The organism is Microbacterium sp. NPDC055903, from assembly GCF_053615555.1.
This window is the reverse complement of the sequence record NZ_JBSHCA010000002.1, coordinates 644,932-659,904: the sequence shown is the minus strand read 5'-3', so window position 1 is coordinate 659,904 and position 14,973 is coordinate 644,932. Positions and strand designations below refer to the sequence as shown.

Sequence of the window (14,973 nt, the reverse complement as noted above, 5' to 3'; positions counted from 1 at the left end):
ACCGTGCCCTAGGCTGGAGACATGAGCAGCCGCATCGCTGTCGTTCCTGGCTCCTTCGACCCGCCGACACTCGGTCACCTCGACGTCATCCGCCGTGCTGCGGCGCTGTACGACGAGCTGCACGTCCTGGTCGTGCACAACCCGGGCAAGGAGGCGATGCTTCCCATCGCCCAGAGGCTCTCGCTCCTCGAGCGATCGATCGCCGACGACGGGATGCCGGGGAAGATCGTCGTCGGGTCCTGGAGCATGGGATTGCTCGTCGACTATGCGCGCGAGGTCGGGGCAGGCGTCCTCGTCAAGGGCATTCGCTCGCAGATCGACGTCGCGTACGAATCGCCGATGGCCATCGTCAACCGGCACCTGGCAGACATCGAGACGGTGTTCCTGCTGCCAGACCCCGCGCATGCGCTGGTATCCAGCTCTCTCGTGCGGCAGGTCGCGGGTCTCGGGGGAGATGTATCGCCGTTCGTGCCGCCGGCCGTCGCCGAGTTCCTGGACACCGGGGCTCGCGGCATCTGACGCCGGTAGGATCGCAGGGTGAGATCCCGACTTAACGGACCCTTCGTCCTGCCTGTGCGCGACATCGTCCACCACCCCGGTGAGATGCGCGAGCACGCCTTCTCCGTTCCGCTCGCAGAGCAGTGGGGAGAGGGGATCGTGGCCTTCCCCGCCGGTTCCGAACTCGACCTGGACGTGCGTCTCGAGTCCGTCCACGAGGGGATTCTGGTGTCCGGATCGGCCGATGCTTCCTATGTCGGAGTGTGCGGAAGATGCCTCACAGACATCTCTGCGCCTGTCGAAGTCGAGTTCCAGGAGCTTTTCGCGTATCCTGGTGAGGAAGAAACTGACTTCGAGGTTCAAGACGACCACGTGGATCTTGAAACTCTTGTCAGGGATGCGACCGTATTGGCGCTTCCATTTCAGCCGGTGTGTCAGCCGGATTGCCTGGGTCTTGACCCGATCACGGGCGAGCGGCTGACCGAGAGCACCGGGGCGGAGAATGCCGCTCCCATCGATCCTCGATGGAGCGCGCTCCAGAAGATCGCAGACCAGGGGAGTGCGGAAGACACCCGCGCGCCCGAGAACACAGAAGAGAGTTAGCCATGGCTGGTAACCCCCCGAAGCGCAAGGTTTCCCGTTCCAACACCCGCTCGCGTCGTTCGCAGTGGAAGGCGGAGGCTCCCGCCCTCGTCAAGACCGTCGAGAACGGCAAGGTCGTGTACAGCCGTCCTCACCAGGCCAAGGTCGTCACCGACTCGCAGGGCACCGAGCTGTTCCTCGAGTACAAGGGCCGCAAGGTCGCAGACGTCTGAATCGCGACTTCGCGATCGTGACGCAGCCCCTCAGCGGGACCGCGCCCCTCATTGCCAAGCTCAGGGTCGATATCGACCCTGAGCTCTTGGCGTTGGCGCTGACCCATCGTTCCTACGCCTACGAGCACGGCGGCATCCCGCACAACGAGCGGCTCGAGTTCCTCGGCGATTCGGTGCTGGGCCAGGCCGTGACGGTGATGCTGTTCACGACGCATCCCGAGCTCGATGAGGGCCAGCTCGCCAAGCGGCGCGCCAGTGTCGTGTCGACCGTCGCGCTGGCGGAGGTGGCACGGGGCATCGGCCTCGGCGACTTCCTGCTGCTGGGACGCGGCGAGGAGCAGACCGGTGGAAGGGACAAGGACTCGATCCTGGCCGACACCATGGAGGCCGTGATCGGAGCGACGTACCTGTCTGCCGGGCAGCAGCCGGCCACCGAGCTCGTCCTCCGGCTCACGGAGCCGCTGCTCGCGGATCCCGAGCGCTACGGCGCTGCGATGGATCCGAAGACCAGCCTGCAGGAGCTCGCCGCGCGTATCGGTTCGACCCCACCGCAGTATTCTGTGGAATCCAGCGGTCCGGATCACGATCGCAGGTTCGTCGCGACCGTGGTGGTCGGCGATGTCGCAACGACGGGCGAGGGCACGAGCAAGAAGAGCGCTGAGATGGCAGCCGCGCTGACCGCGTGGCGCACCATCAGCGAGCATGCCTGAGCTGCCGGAGGTCGAGGTCGTCCGCTCCGGTCTCGCCCCTGCCGTGATCGGATCGACGGTGACCGCCGTGGCGGTGCTCGATGAGCGGGCGCTGACCAGGCATCCGACGGGTGCAGCCGATTTCGTCCGGCTTCTGGAGGGTGCGTCGATCGCGGATGCCTGCCGTCGGGGCAAGTTCCTCTGGATGCCTCTTCGCGATCGGGATGCCGCGCTGACGGCGCATCTCGGTATGAGCGGCCAGATGCTGCTGCGGGCGCCCGATGCCGTGGCGGAGCGCCATGAGCGGATCAGGCTGAGCATCGAGCATCCGCAGCACGGCGAGTTGGCCGTCGTCTTCGCCGATCAGCGCACCTTCGGGTCCCTCGCCGTCGACGGGCTCGTGCACGACGGGCCCGACCTCGTTCCCTCGCAGGTGCTGCACATCGCGCGGGACCCGCTCGACGCCGCTTTCGACGACGATGCCTTCGTCAGCGCGGTCCGCCGGCGCGCGAGCGCGATCAAGCGCATCCTGCTCGATCAGACCCTCGTGAGCGGCATCGGCAACATCTATGCGGACGAATCCCTGTGGGCCGCGCGGATCCACCCAGAGACGCAAGGCAGGATGCTCTCCGCACAGGCTGTTCGCCGCTTGCTCGGTGAGGTGCGCCTTGTGCTCGAGAAGGCCCTGGCCGAGGGCGGGACGAGCTTCGACGCCCAGTACGTGAACGTCAACGGGCAGGCCGGCTACTTCGCCCATTCTCTGAACGCGTACGGGCAGACGGGAAAGCCCTGTCCGAGGTGCGGCGCGGAGATCCGCCGCGAGGCGTTCATGAACCGATCGAGTCACTTCTGCCCGCGGTGTCAGCGGAGGCGCTGATCCCGCTCGGTCACTGCTGCGGGGACTTCGGGTCGCGCAGCGAAGTCATCGCTTCCAGCAGCGAGTCGTGGATGTAGGCGAGCTCAGGCGACACCTCACCCCAGCCTTCACCGCTGTCCTCAGCCGACCATTCGTCAGCGCCGCCCTCGGAGGACCAATCCGCCTCGCCGTGCTGCCAGATCCACCACAGATTCGCACTCGCGTCCTGCACACGCGCGAACGTCGTGCCGAAGAAGTCGGTCGGCCTCGTGACCAGACGAGCCCCGCGCGAGAGCGCGCGTTCCAGCACGGCGTCGAGATCGTCGACATAGACCTGGAGCAGGCTCGGTGTGAAGGGCCAGTTCGGCTTGCGCTCGGCGAGCATGATCGTCGTCGTGCCGACGCGAACTTCGGCCTGGAGCAGAAGACCGTCCTCATCGATCGTGCGGGCCTCTGCGCGTTCCTGACCGTCGAAGACCTCGATCACGAACCTGGTCAGCTCATCGGCGTCGGTCGTGATGATGAACGGGTTGACGGTGGCGTAGCCCTCGGGGGCGGTGGGTACCGGCATGGTTGCTCCTCGTGATGGTGGATGCGATGGTCTCAGACCATCACACGCGACCGATCCGGTATTGAACGTTTCCGCCGTCACCGAGCGGACAGCACCTGGGCCGGCGTCTGTCCGTGAAACGCGCTCAGCGAGCGGGTCAGATGGGCCTGATCCGCGAATCCGCATCGCGCGGCGCACTCGCTCGGCGCTACCCCCTGCAGCAGCAGTTCGAATGCATCGCGCGCGCGGGAGAGCTGCTCGATCTGCTTGCGCGTCAGCCCCGTCACCGCACGGACCCGACGCTGACGGTGGCGCTCGGAGTAGCCCGCTTCATCGCCGGTGAGCATGCGACGGACGTCGTCGTCGCTGCGCAGCACGTCGAGCTCCAGAAGGCGATCGACGAAGACCTCGAGGTCCGCGAACTCCGGGAACGGCACGTCGTGCCCTGCGATCACGACGCGCCCGTTCTCGACAGCGAGATGCTCTTCCCCGCCCAGCAGGAGCTGCTTGCGCACGCCCGGCACCGAAACATGGGCCCTCAGCTGAACGCCCCAACTGTGCTCGCCGACCGTCGACCGAATCCATCGATGTCCAAGAGTCGGGCCCGCCATGCCCGCGCTCATCTCTCCGAGGGCAGAGCGAGCGAACCACAGATCCCAGTACTCGACCGCCGCGACGAGATAACGTTCGTCCTTCACCGCTCGCGCCTGCCAGAGGCACTCCACCACCGGCGAGTCAGGACGTCGTTCTTCGTACATGACGTCAGGATGCCACCACCAGACCCCGCGGATGAACTCCGCGAGTGCGCGGGCAGACCGCTCAGCCGCTGAAGGCACGAGCCAGCGCCGGCCTCGTCACCCGAGTGCCGAGCCAGACCATCCCGATTCCGACCGCGACGACGACGGCGATCGTGGCCAGGGAGATCGGAGTCACGATGAGCGCGAGTCCGATCAGCGGGAAGACGAGCACGCCCGCGCAGAGTGCGGATCCGATCGTGGCGAGAAGCAGCGGTGACATGATCGCCCGGCGTCGTGCGCGATCGACCGTCGACAACGGCATCCCCAATCGGTGCAGGCTCCGGTGCAGGTCCTCGTGATCGAGCACGTCGGACGCCTGGCTGATGCCGATCGATGCCGCGACGGACACGAAGGTTCCGGCCAGAGTGATGACGAGTCCCGTCCGGATGTCCGCGGCGAGCATGATGTCCGCGGGATTCTCCGACGCGCTCATGGTGTCGAGGAGTGACGCGCCCGTACCCGCGAACACGGCGATGAAGCCCGCCATCGCCACGCCGCTCAGCTGCCGCCAGATCGCCTTCGGCGATTCCAGAACGAGGCGGGCGGAAAGCAACTGCTCAGGCCGCTGGGCCCGCCTCACCTGCCTGCGCGCCTGTACGGAGACGGCCCACGGGCCGATGAGGTTCAGTACTCCGAGGGCGGCAGCGAACAACGCGGCGATGATCACGATGGTGACGATCAGGCCCGCAGCGCCGGGGATGATCTGCATACCGAGCAGAGCTACGCCGACGACCGCGACCGCGATCACGGCCCGAACCCAGTGCATGCGCGGGGTGTCTGTGCGCAGGCGCACCCCGAGAGGCGAGATGATCACTCGACGCAGGCCCAGCACGGCGCTCATCGCGGCGATGGCCACGACACCCGCGACGACGAGCACGATGGCGGACGGCGGCAGCAGCACCCCGTCGAGGCCGAGCGGTTCGCCGCGGAAGGCGATCAGGGAAACCGCGGGTGAGAGGGCGAGATAGCCGAGCATGCCGCAGATCGCACCGACGGACGCCAGGGTGACCGACTCGATCGTCGTCGCGACGATGACCCCGGCCGGGGTGACGCCGAGCAGCCGGAGCGTCGAGAGCCTCTCGTCGCGTCGGCGTGCGGCGAGTCGTGCGGCTGCCCCGCCGAGCGTCGCCAACGGCACCACCAGCAGTACCAGGGCGATTGCGGCGAGGATGTGATAGATACCGGCTTCCGGATCCGTCCAGCTCCAGAACGTCTGCGCGCCGCCGAGCACGGTGAGCACGAGTGCAGTCACCGATCCGAACGCGATGATCGGCAGCGCCAGTGCGATGTTCTCTCCGTTGCCGGGCCTGAGCAGCAGCCGGAGGACAGCGGGACTCACGCGGCCACCTCCTCGCCGACGACGACGCCGTCACGAACGTGAACGGTGCGTGAGCAGCGGGCGGCGACGTCCTGATCGTGCGTGACCACGACGAGACTGCGTCCCTGACCCGTGGTCGACCAGAGCAGGGCGTTCATCACCTCGACGGACGTGTGAGAGTCGAGCGCTCCGGTGGGCTCGTCGGCGAAGACGAGCTCAGCGCCGGTCACCTGCGCACGCGCGATGGCGACGCGCTGCGCCTGCCCGCCGGAGAGCTCGCCGATGCGGCGCTCCTCCATGCCGGCGAGCCCGAGGGCGGCGAGCCAGCCGGAGGCCCTGTCGACGGCGTCTCGCCGCGGCGTCCCCGTGATCATCAGCGCGAGCGCGACGTTCTCCACCGCGGTGAGCTCAGGGATCAGAAGGCCCTGCTGGAAGACGAATCCGAAGGACTCCCTGCGCAGTCGCGAGCGCCCGCCCTCGCCGAGCCCTGACACGTCCACCGCCGAACCGGCGGAGGGGTGGAAGGCGACGGTACCGGCATCCGGCGTGGTGATGCCGGCGAGCATGTGCAGCAGTGTCGTCTTGCCTGAGCCGGAGGAGCCCATGATCGCGACGGACTCGCCGCGCTGGATATCGAGCTCGATTCCGGCGACGGCCCTGGTGGGGCCGAAGGACTTGTGCAGGGCGCGGGCGACGAGGACAGGAGTGATCATGACTCCAGCCTCGTCGCCCGCGCAGCGGGCTTCATCGGCCACGGGGATGATCCGACTACATCGGGCGGATGAGCTTCACAACCGCTTCTGCCATGCGGCACCGTACGAGACGGGAACGAAGCCGATGGCCTCGTTGATGTCGAGCATCGGCCGGTTCTCCTCGGCGTTGAACGTGGACACCTTGGGCGAGAGCGGTGCGATCGTCCTCCAGCGCAGCAGATTGGCGCATTTCACGACGGTGCCCAGGCGACGTCCTCGGTGCTCCTTCACCACGAGGGTGCCGAACTGGTGGGTGACCCCGGTGAGGTCGGCGCCGATGACCAGTTCGTTGTAGGCGACCAGGCGTCCTGTCGGTACGTGCTCCACGGCCGCCACGGAGACCGTCTGACCTCCGTCCGCGAATCGTTGATCGCGTCGTGCGATGCGGTCCTCGTCCCAGGTCTCCTCATCGATCTCGAGGTCCCCGCTGGGGACGTCGGTCGCCATGCGCGCGATGACATCGGCATAGCCGGAGCGCAGGTGCTCCGGTGTGGGAAGGGTCCATTCGACCACTCGATACTCCGAGCCGGCATGCGCCAGCGAGGCGGCGAGCATCTCCTCGACGAGAGGGAGCGGGCCGTTCAGCGCCAGCGCGCTGTTGCGCTCGACCTGTTCGAGGACGAACCCGGACGATGTGAGGAAGTCCGACAGCGCGGAGGCCGGCACCGATCCCCAGCCCGTCGGAGGCACGAGCATGCGCTCCGTCTGCTGGGCGCGATGGAGCGTCCAGATCTGCAGCGATGTCCGGTTCCTGCGCTGAGCCTCCTCCTCCACTCTGGCGAGGAGGGCGTCTTCCACGCCATCGCCCCAGTGCTCGGAGGGGACCATGAGGTCGAGCTCCGCGCTCTGGGCGTCCTCGTCGTTCGCGCAGATGAACATCACCATGCCGACGATCTTCGTCCCCCGCCTGGCGACGAAGGTCAGATACGTGCGGTCCGTCTGGTCGAGCCAGGCGGGCAGCATGTCCTCCGGTGTGCGAGAGAGGTCGGGGATCCCGGTCTCCTGCAGACACAGCGCGTTGTTGAGGTCCACCATGACGTGGAACTCTCCGGCATCCGGTGCGTCGACGGACGCCGGCACGACCATCTCGGTGATCGTGAGCTCAGCGGCCCTGATGTTCATGCGAGGTCCTTCTTCCACGCGCCCTCGTAGCCGATCGGCACGAATCCGAGGGCTTCGTTGATGTCGAGCATGGGCCGGTTCTCCTCCGCGTTGTAGGTGATGACCCGTTCGGAGGCGGGGCGGATGCCGCGCCAGGCGAGCAGCCCTGCGGCCTTCACGAGCGTGCCCAGCCGGTGGCCCCTGTGGCTGGACAGCACCAGCGTGTCCTCCTGATGCGTCGTCGATGCGGGGTCAGTGCCGATGGCGAGCTCGTTGTAGGCGCACAGCTCGCCGGTGGCGATGTGCTCCGCCGCGGTGACGAGGACGGTGTCGCCCTTCTGCAGGTAGCGGGTGTCATGGCGGCTCACGCGCTCGGCGTCCCAGACCTCCGCAGGCATGTCGAGGTCTGCGTCTGGCGCGTCGGTGGACATGTGATGCTTCATCCACGCGTAGCCGTCGACGCGTTCGGGCGGTGTGGGAAGCATCCACTGCACCACCCGATATCCCACGGCGTGCTGCTCGGCATCCGACAGCAGTTCGCGCAGCCGCGTCGCCGTCGCCGATGACCAGACGAGCGCGCTCACCCGCTCTACCTGCTCGAGGGCATAGCCGTGTCGGAGCAGGAAGCGTGCGACGTGGTCGCGCGGGACGCTGCCGAACCCGGTGGGAGACGCCAGCGACGGCTCGCCGCCGTCATGGTGCTCGGCCCACACGAGCAGCCGGCGCACGCCGGCCTCCTTCGCCGCCTCCTCCACATGGGCGAGCGCCGCCGTGCCGATGCCGCGGGTCCATGCGCGCCGCAGCAGGTTCACGGTGGTGAACGCCGTTCGCCCGCCCTCATCGGCGAAGATGTTGAGCACGGCGACGCCGATCATCTCGTCGGCGTCGTGAATGCTCCACTGGCGCTTGTCCATGTCGGCGTCGGAGAACAGGACGGGAAGGAGCGCCTCCGCCGTGAGCACGTCGTCATCGCGGCCGGAGATCTCCAGGAGACAAGCGTTTCTGACATCGGCGTAGGCGCGCACCTCGGGCGAGGGGGCTGCGTCCGCCCGTGCCGGGAGCACGAGCGGACGCAGCGTCGCGGTATCGGTGAGGGGAATGCTCATCAGGGACCTCCTGGTCAGCGCAGCTGACGCTGCAGGTCGTTGGTGAGGATGGCGAGCGCCTCGCGCTGCGAGAGCAGCGGAGCGCCAGGGAAGTGCGAGGGCACGTCGATCGGTGCGGCGGCGGAGCGACGCCTGGCGCGCCGTGCACGCAGGAGCAGCCAGAGGCCGATCCGCAGCGAGAGCCGATCGGTCAGAGCGAGCTCGGACCGGTCGACGGGGACGGGGATCTCCAGGACGTCGATTTCCTGGGGACACGGGGGATGTGCGGTGCTGCGGTGCAGCTGTGCGATGGTCACGATGTACTCGTTTCAGTGAGATGGTGCGGATGGTTGTGAGCCGGTGGGGTCCACCTGCGCGTGCATGCGAGTCCGCCAGGGCGAGAGGACGGACTGCGGGCGCGGGACCCGGCGATGCCGGAGACGGCGCCCTGCGGAGGGGAGGGAACCCGTGCTCCGAGAGGGGAGCGGCGGGTGGGAGCGCGGAAGAACGGAGCGAGGACGGATGCCCTGAAGAGGGCGGAGTCCTCCGGCTGCGGTTCTAGGAGATCGCGTTGCGTCGCGACACGAAGGTATCGGTCACCGAATGCGCGAGGCGCGCGGCAGAGAAGCCTGCGAGCGTGGCGTTGAGCTGAATCATCATCGGTGACCTCCTTTCGTGTCGTGATCCGGTGTGCAACCGTAGCGAACCCGGGCGCATCGCGTCAAGCATCCTCCATCGCTCCCGGCGTGTCGCGTCGGCGGGAATCGTCTGCTGCACCGTGTGGGATGCCTGTCGATCCGCGGGATTCCGGTAGCGTGATCGGCGTGATTCTCCGCGGACGAACGGTGCGCCCATGCATCTGAAGAGCCTGACGCTCAAAGGCTTCAAATCGTTCGCGCAGCCGACCTCTTTCGTCTTCGAGCCCGGGGTGACCTGCATCGTCGGGCCGAACGGCTCAGGCAAGTCCAATGTCGTCGATGCGCTCGCCTGGGTGATGGGGGAGCAGGGTGCGAAGACCCTGCGCGGCGGAAAGATGGAGGACGTCATCTTCGCCGGCACGTCCACCCGAGGGCCGCTCGGCAGGGCGGAGGTGCAGCTGACGATCGACAACGCCGACGGAGCGCTTCCCATCGAGTACGCCGAGGTCACGATCAGTCGGACGCTGTTCCGCAATGGCTCGAGCGAGTACGCCATCAACGGGTCCAGCTGCCGTCTGCTCGACGTGCAGGAGCTGCTGAGCGATTCCGGGCTGGGCCGCGAGATGCACGTCATCGTCGGCCAGGGTCGCCTCGATACCGTCCTGCAGGCGTCGCCGGAGGACCGCAGGGGCTTCATCGAGGAGGCGGCGGGGATCCTCAAGCACCGACGGCGCAAGGAGAAGACCCTCCGCAAGCTCGACGCGATGGAGACCAACCTCACGCGCCTCAGCGATCTCGCCGGCGAGATCCGTCGTCAGCTCAAGCCCTTGGGGCGTCAGGCGGAGATCGCCAGAGAGGCCCAGACGATCGCCGCGGTAGTCCGCGACGCGAAGGCGCGGATCTTCGCCGACGATGTGGTCGCGCTGCGCACCGCGCTCGCGGATCACACCCGCACCGAGCAGGAGCGGCATACCGAGCGTCTCGTGCTCACCGATCAAGCGGACACGGTGCGCGCCGAGATCGCCCGTCTCGAGGCATCGCAGAACTCCGCGGCCGTGGATGCCGCACGCAGCATCGCCTTCGGCCTGGAGCAGGTCCAGGAGCGCATGCGGGGCCTCTACACCCTCGCCAACCAGCGTCTCGCGCTGCTCGGCTCCGAGGACGACGATGCCGCTGTCTCGGCGGTGACGGTGACGCAGGCCACGATCGACGAGGCCAAGGACGAGATCACCGCGATCTCCGAGGGACTCGGCGACGCGCAGGATGCCGCGCTGGCCGCGAGTCGCGAGGTCGTGGCCGCACGCGCCGAGCTGGACACCCTCGACGTCGACATCGCCGAGCAGAGCGCGCTGGTCTCCGAGTACGACATGCGCGTGAACACCCTTCGCGGCAACGCCGATGCGGCGGCATCCGCTCTCGCTGCGGTGCGGGGCGCGGTGCTGCGGCAGGAGAACGCGCTCGAGGCGGCGCACGTCCGACGGCGCGAGGCGGCCGAGGCCCTCGAAGCCATCGAGGACGCCGAGGCTCCGCAGGGAACGGCGGCCGAGCACGCCGCCGACTACGAGACCGCGCAAGCCGCGTCATCGTCGGCCGAAGCCGAGCGTGAGGCACTGCGTGAGCGCCTGCATGTGGCGGAGCGCGAGGTGGACGCCCTCACCGCCAAGGCCGCGGCCCTGAGCAGCGCGCTGTCGATCTCCGGCGGCGCCGCGGAGATCGTAGCCGCCGGCGGGCTGGGCATCCGCGGCCTCGTCGGAGACTCCGTGCAGGTCACGCAGGGGTATGAGGCGGCGATCGCCGCCGTCCTCGGTCCGCTTGCGGAGGGTGTGCTCGTCGACACGCCGGAGCACGCCTTCGCGCTCGCGGCGGGTGATGCGACGCGCGGCGTCGTGGACTTCGTCATCGCCGACTCTTCGCGAGCCGAGGCGACGCTCCCCGACGTCCCAGGGACGACGGCCGCCGTCGAGGTGGTCACCGCCCCTGACGGCGTGCTCGGCATCCTCGCACACGTTCTCGTCGCCGATGATCTCCGTGCAGCGCAGGGTGCGCGAGCGGCCCTCGCCGCCCTGGGCGACACGACGTCGACGATCGTCACCGTGGGCGGCGAGGTCATGACCGCGCACACGCTGCGCTCCGGATCCGGGGGTGAACGCTCGAGGCTCGAGCTCGCCGCAGAGCGCGACGCCGCCAGGGACCGCCTCGACGAGGTGCGGGTCATCGTCGATTCGCTGAGAGAGGCGCGCGCGGACGCCGATGAGCAGGTCGAGCTCGCTCGTCGCCAGGCCAAGGAGGCGCTGCGCGCGCTCCGCGAGCACGACGCCGCCCTCGCCGCCTTCGCCGAGCAGATGAACAGGGTGACGGTCCAGCACGAATCGGCGGTGGCCGAGTGCGAGCGTCTGGAGTCCGGCCTCGCACAGGCGCAGGCAGCCGTGAGCGACGCCGAGGCGGCGGCAGAGACGGCGAAGACCGAGCTCGCAGACGCCGAGTCGGCTCCGCGACCCGTGCTCGACGCCTCGGCGCGCGATGGCCTCCTGGAGGCGCTGGAGGCGGCCCGCGAGGGTGAGGTCAGTGCACGGCTCGAGATCGAGACGCTCCGCGAGCGCGTGCGCGCCGCGCAGGCGAGGGTCGTGAGTCTCGAGCGCCAGCGGGAGCAGGAGCGCGCGGCGGCCGCCGAGGCGGCACGGCGTGCGGTGATCCGACGCGCGCAGCGCGAGGCCGCGGCCGGCGTCGCGGGAGAACTGCCGCGCATCCTCGACTCGCTGGACCGATCGGTCGCAGAGGCAAGGCTCGCCCTCGCGGAGGCCGAGGCCGCACGATCGGCGCAGAATCAGGAGCTGGTCGCCCTCCGTGCCCAGGAGACGGCACTGCGCGAGCGCCTCGCCGGGCTCACCGAGAGCGTGCACGGCCTCGAGCTGCAGATCCACGAGAAGAAGCTGCATCTGACCAGTCTGCTCGAGCGCGTCTCGAGCGAGCTCGCGCTCGACGAAGATATTCTCCTTGCGGAATACGGCCCGGATCAGCTCGTGCCGCGGGATGCGACAGCGGAGGAGAACGAGGAGAACGGCGTCCCCTATGACCGCCGTGTGCAGCAGCGCCGCCTCGCCGAGGCGGAGCGGAAGCTCGCTCAGCTCGGCCGCGTCAATCCACTGGCGCTCGAGGAGTTCGCCGCCCTGGAGCAGCGGCACGCGTTCCTCACCGAGCAGCTCGCCGACCTCACCAGCACGAGACAGGATCTGCTCACGATCATCGCCGACCTCGACGAGCGGATGCAGACGATCTTCGCGGCGGCCTTCGAGGACACCAAGCAGGCTTTCGGCGAGGTCTTCCCTCTGCTCTTCCCTGGCGGCACAGGCAGCATCTCGCTCACGGACCCGGACAACATGCTCACGACCGGCATCGAGGTCGCTGTGCGCCCGGTGGGAAAGAAGATCGAGCGGCTCTCGCTGCTCTCCGGTGGCGAGAGGTCGTTGGCGGCCGTCGCCCTGCTCGTGGCGATCTTCAAGGCGCGACCCAGCCCGTTCTACATCCTCGACGAGGTGGAGGCCGCTCTCGACGACGCGAACCTCGGTCGACTGCTGACCGTGTTCGAGCAACTGCGGGAGAGTTCGCAGCTTCTCGTGATCACGCACCAGAAGCGGACGATGGAGATCGCTGACGCGCTGTACGGCGTCTCGATGCGTCAGGACGGCGTGTCCGCGGTGGTCGGCCAGAGGGTCGGAGACAGGGCCGCCGCGGCGAGCTGAGGCGCCAGGGTGCTCAGCGCGGGCGGAGGGAATGCTCGAACTGCTCGACCACCCCACGGAAGCCGGGAAGGTCCTGCGGTCGGTGCTGCGCACCCTGGAGCACTTCGTGTCGTGCGCCGCGCGCGGCGAGTGCAGCGGCGATGAGCTCGTACTCGGCGTTCCAGCCGCCGGTCACGACGAGCGTCGGGACGCCGTCGAGCATGTCCGCGCGCACGCCATGACCCCACGGCAGGTTCGTCGTCGCCCAGCGTTCCGCGACGGGGCGCTCCTGTTCCCAGACCTCGGCATCGAAGGGGCCGCCGAACATGAGGGGACGCAGGATCGTCCAGAAGGCGCGGAGGTCGCCGACTTCAGCCTGCGACCTGGCCTCGGTGACGATCGCGATGTGCCGTTCGATCGCGTGTTCTCCCCGCGCGATGTCGTAGAGCGCCGGCTCGACGAGCACGACGCCGCGGGGGCTGCACGCGCGCGCCGCGATCGCCGTCGGAACGGCTCCGATCGAGTGCGCGAACACCACGGCGTCGGCGCCCGACTCGATCATCCGCTGCGATTGCGCGGCGATGGTCGAGCCGGGGGAGAGGGCGAGGAACTCGCCGTCACCTGTGCTCCGCATCGGCCACGCGGCGGAGCCCGCCCGGCCCGACCCATGGACGAACACCCTCCGGAGGCCTGTCTGCATGCCGCGATGCTACCCGGGCCGTAGGCTGGACGCATGGCGGAGAAGTCCTGGTCCCTCGGTCGTGCGCTGCGCGGCATGTTCGTCAAGCCCACGATCGATGAGACCACCTGGGAGGACCTGGAGACCGCGCTGATCACCGCCGATTTCGGCCCGGACATCTCCGATCGCATCGTGGAGGAGCTGCGCGAGAAGGTCGAGCGCTACCGGACGACGGATCCTCGGGACCTCCAGCGCATGCTTCAAGAGACGCTGGAGGAGCATTTCGCCGCCTTCGACACCACTCTCAAACTCTCCGAGCGGCCGGCGGTCGTCCTCGTCGTCGGCGTCAACGGTGTCGGCAAGACCACCACGATCGGGAAGTTCACGAAGTTCCTGCGGGGCTACCAGCGCTCCGTCGTCGTCGGCGCAGCGGACACCTTCCGGGCCGCGGCCGTCGATCAGCTCGCCACCTGGGCCCAGCGCGCCGGCGCGGCGATCGTGCGTCCGCAGCAGGAGGGCCAGGACCCGGCATCCGTCGCGTTCCAGACCGTCGAGTACGCGAAGAACCAGGGCATCGAGATCGCGATCATCGACACCGCGGGACGTCTGCACACCAAGGGTGGTCTCATGGACGAGCTGTCGAAGATCCGCCGCGTGGTCGAGAAGCAGGCCCCCATCAGCGAGGTCCTGCTCGTCCTGGACGCCACCACGGGGCAGAACGGCGTGATGCAGGCGGAGTCCTTCCTGCAGCATGCGGGTGTCACCGGCCTCGTCATCACGAAGCTGGACGGATCGGCCAAGGGCGGCTTCATCCTCGCGGTGCAGGAGCGCACGGGCATCCCCGTCAAGCTCCTCGGTCAGGGAGAGGGCATCGACGACTTGACCGGCTTCACCCCCCATGCCTTCGTCCAGGCGCTGGTCGGCCGGTGATCGGGGCTATCGTGAGTGCTCCGAGACTGGTTTCATAGCGGTATGGCGATCGAACACGACTACTTCGGGCTCCTCTCCTCCGGACCGGACGGCTCGATCTTCTGGTCGGAGACGGTGGATCTCGGCGATCAGTCCGTGACGGTGGACCTCACGGCCCCCGATCAGGACGACGTGTCTCAAGACGCACTCGACATCGCCGCGGCGCTCATCTCCGGACTCGAGGACGTCGATGCGACAGCGCGGCGGGGGATGCTCGCCGAGGTCGACGATCGCACCAGCGAGGTGACCGAGTACATCCTCCAGCAGCAGGAGACCTACGGTGACGATCTCGCCGATGTGCTGGTGGATTTCTCCGGCGATGCTGCGGTCGACATCATCCGTTCGCTCCGCCTGATGAGCATGACCATCCTCGCCGACGAGCACGGCGGCTCCGAGCCGTTCGCGGTGCTCGAATACGCGCTGGACGCCGATGACACGGACGATGTGCTCCTCGTGAATCTCTCCTCCGACGGGTCCGTGCAGTCCGTCATGAGCGCGGACTGAGGG

Annotated in this window: 16 protein-coding genes; 8 read left to right on the top strand and 8 right to left on the bottom strand. The window is 68.3% G+C overall.

The genetic code is table 11. The features are described from left to right. The first annotated feature begins 21 nt into the window (after positions 1-21). The 5 genes from coaD (at position 22) to mutM (ending at position 2,879) form a co-directional block, all read left to right on the top strand. Entirely contained in the window at positions 22-519 is a 498-nt protein-coding gene (gene coaD, locus ACWGJP_RS12620) for a pantetheine-phosphate adenylyltransferase (protein WP_452330125.1), read from the top strand. A gap of 84 nt (positions 520-603) precedes the next feature. Then, positions 604-1,101, top strand: coding sequence for a YceD family protein (locus ACWGJP_RS12615; protein WP_452330382.1), 498 nt, complete (start codon positions 604-606; stop codon positions 1,099-1,101). Positions 1,102-1,103: 2 nt separating this feature from the next. Continuing rightward, positions 1,104-1,313: a 50S ribosomal protein L32 gene (gene rpmF, locus ACWGJP_RS12610; protein WP_452330124.1), complete on the top strand. Its 210-nt coding sequence runs from the start codon at positions 1,104-1,106 to the stop codon at positions 1,311-1,313. A 17-nt stretch (positions 1,314-1,330) separates the two neighbouring features. Beyond that, a complete protein-coding gene (gene rnc / locus ACWGJP_RS12605) occupies positions 1,331-2,023 on the top strand; it encodes a ribonuclease III (RefSeq protein WP_452330123.1) in 693 nt (230 codons plus the stop codon). Next, entirely contained in the window at positions 2,016-2,879 is an 864-nt protein-coding gene (gene mutM, locus ACWGJP_RS12600) for a bifunctional DNA-formamidopyrimidine glycosylase/DNA-(apurinic or apyrimidinic site) lyase (RefSeq protein WP_452330122.1), read from the top strand. Before rnc ends, mutM begins: the two co-directional genes overlap by 8 nt. Before the next feature lie 10 nt (positions 2,880-2,889). On the opposite strand, the gene ACWGJP_RS12595 is transcribed toward mutM, so the two are convergent. The 7 genes from ACWGJP_RS12595 to ACWGJP_RS12565 form a co-directional block, all read right to left on the bottom strand. Beyond that, positions 2,890-3,429, bottom strand: a complete 540-nt coding sequence (locus ACWGJP_RS12595; RefSeq protein ID WP_452330121.1) for a VOC family protein — start codon at positions 3,427-3,429, stop codon at positions 2,890-2,892. Positions 3,430-3,506: 77 nt separating this feature from the next. Then, positions 3,507-4,166 (bottom strand): helix-turn-helix domain-containing protein, encoded by a 660-nt coding sequence (locus ACWGJP_RS12590; protein WP_452330120.1) that lies wholly within the window; start codon positions 4,164-4,166, stop codon positions 3,507-3,509. 61 nt (positions 4,167-4,227) lie between these two features. Continuing rightward, a complete protein-coding gene (locus ACWGJP_RS12585) occupies positions 4,228-5,544 on the bottom strand; it encodes a permease (RefSeq protein ID WP_452330119.1) in 1,317 nt (438 codons plus the stop codon). Continuing rightward, positions 5,541-6,236: an ABC transporter ATP-binding protein gene (locus ACWGJP_RS12580; RefSeq protein WP_452330118.1), complete on the bottom strand. Its 696-nt coding sequence runs from the start codon at positions 6,234-6,236 to the stop codon at positions 5,541-5,543. The genes ACWGJP_RS12585 and ACWGJP_RS12580 overlap by 4 nt, the downstream gene beginning before the upstream one ends. A gap of 75 nt (positions 6,237-6,311) precedes the next feature. Continuing rightward, on the bottom strand, positions 6,312-7,397 hold the full coding sequence (locus ACWGJP_RS12575; RefSeq protein WP_452330117.1) for an N-acetyltransferase family protein: 1,086 nt from the start codon (positions 7,395-7,397) through the stop codon (positions 6,312-6,314). Further along, positions 7,394-8,482, bottom strand: a complete 1,089-nt coding sequence (locus tag ACWGJP_RS12570; RefSeq protein ID WP_452330116.1) for a GNAT family N-acetyltransferase — start codon at positions 8,480-8,482, stop codon at positions 7,394-7,396. The genes ACWGJP_RS12575 and ACWGJP_RS12570 overlap by 4 nt, the downstream gene beginning before the upstream one ends. A gap of 14 nt (positions 8,483-8,496) precedes the next feature. After that, positions 8,497-8,778, bottom strand: a complete 282-nt coding sequence (locus ACWGJP_RS12565; protein WP_452330115.1) for a hypothetical protein — start codon at positions 8,776-8,778, stop codon at positions 8,497-8,499. A 536-nt stretch (positions 8,779-9,314) separates the two neighbouring features. Here ACWGJP_RS12565 and smc point away from each other — a divergent pair. Further along, positions 9,315-12,839 (top strand): chromosome segregation protein SMC, encoded by a 3,525-nt coding sequence (gene smc / locus ACWGJP_RS12560; protein WP_452330114.1) that lies wholly within the window; start codon positions 9,315-9,317, stop codon positions 12,837-12,839. A gap of 13 nt (positions 12,840-12,852) precedes the next feature. Here the strand turns inward: smc and ACWGJP_RS12555 are convergent, their stop codons facing one another. Beyond that, positions 12,853-13,518, bottom strand: coding sequence for a hypothetical protein (locus ACWGJP_RS12555; protein ID WP_452330113.1), 666 nt, complete (start codon positions 13,516-13,518; stop codon positions 12,853-12,855). Positions 13,519-13,551: 33 nt separating this feature from the next. Here ACWGJP_RS12555 and ftsY point away from each other — a divergent pair, with 33 nt between their 5' ends. Continuing rightward, positions 13,552-14,427, top strand: coding sequence for a signal recognition particle-docking protein FtsY (gene ftsY, locus ACWGJP_RS12550; protein ID WP_452330112.1), 876 nt, complete (start codon positions 13,552-13,554; stop codon positions 14,425-14,427). A 42-nt stretch (positions 14,428-14,469) separates the two neighbouring features. Then, on the top strand, positions 14,470-14,970 hold the full coding sequence (locus ACWGJP_RS12545; protein ID WP_452330111.1) for a DUF2004 domain-containing protein: 501 nt from the start codon (positions 14,470-14,472) through the stop codon (positions 14,968-14,970). The last annotated feature ends 3 nt before the right edge of the window (positions 14,971-14,973 follow it).

Bases quoted from the DNA above. Each gene is read 5' to 3' on its own strand.
- ACWGJP_RS12580 (WP_452330118.1), bottom strand. From the start codon at position 6,236: ATGATCACTCCTGTCCTCGTCGCCCGCGCCCTGCACAAGTCCTTCGGC.
- ACWGJP_RS12570 (WP_452330116.1), bottom strand. From the start codon at position 8,482: ATGAGCATTCCCCTCACCGATACCGCGACGCTGCGTCCGCTCGTGCTC.
- rpmF (WP_452330124.1), top strand. From the start codon at position 1,104: ATGGCTGGTAACCCCCCGAAGCGCAAGGTTTCCCGTTCCAACACCCGC.
- ACWGJP_RS12545 (WP_452330111.1), top strand. From the start codon at position 14,470: ATGGCGATCGAACACGACTACTTCGGGCTCCTCTCCTCCGGACCGGAC.
- mutM (WP_452330122.1), top strand. From the start codon at position 2,016: ATGCCTGAGCTGCCGGAGGTCGAGGTCGTCCGCTCCGGTCTCGCCCCT.
- ACWGJP_RS12595 (WP_452330121.1), bottom strand. From the start codon at position 3,429: ATGCCGGTACCCACCGCCCCCGAGGGCTACGCCACCGTCAACCCGTTC.
- ACWGJP_RS12555 (WP_452330113.1), bottom strand. From the start codon at position 13,518: ATGCAGACAGGCCTCCGGAGGGTGTTCGTCCATGGGTCGGGCCGGGCG.
- ACWGJP_RS12590 (WP_452330120.1), bottom strand. From the start codon at position 4,166: ATGTACGAAGAACGACGTCCTGACTCGCCGGTGGTGGAGTGCCTCTGG.
- coaD (WP_452330125.1), top strand. From the start codon at position 22: ATGAGCAGCCGCATCGCTGTCGTTCCTGGCTCCTTCGACCCGCCGACA.
- ACWGJP_RS12615 (WP_452330382.1), top strand. From the start codon at position 604: ATGCGCGAGCACGCCTTCTCCGTTCCGCTCGCAGAGCAGTGGGGAGAG.
- ACWGJP_RS12575 (WP_452330117.1), bottom strand. From the start codon at position 7,397: ATGAACATCAGGGCCGCTGAGCTCACGATCACCGAGATGGTCGTGCCG.
- ftsY (WP_452330112.1), top strand. From the start codon at position 13,552: ATGGCGGAGAAGTCCTGGTCCCTCGGTCGTGCGCTGCGCGGCATGTTC.
- smc (WP_452330114.1), top strand. From the start codon at position 9,315: ATGCATCTGAAGAGCCTGACGCTCAAAGGCTTCAAATCGTTCGCGCAG.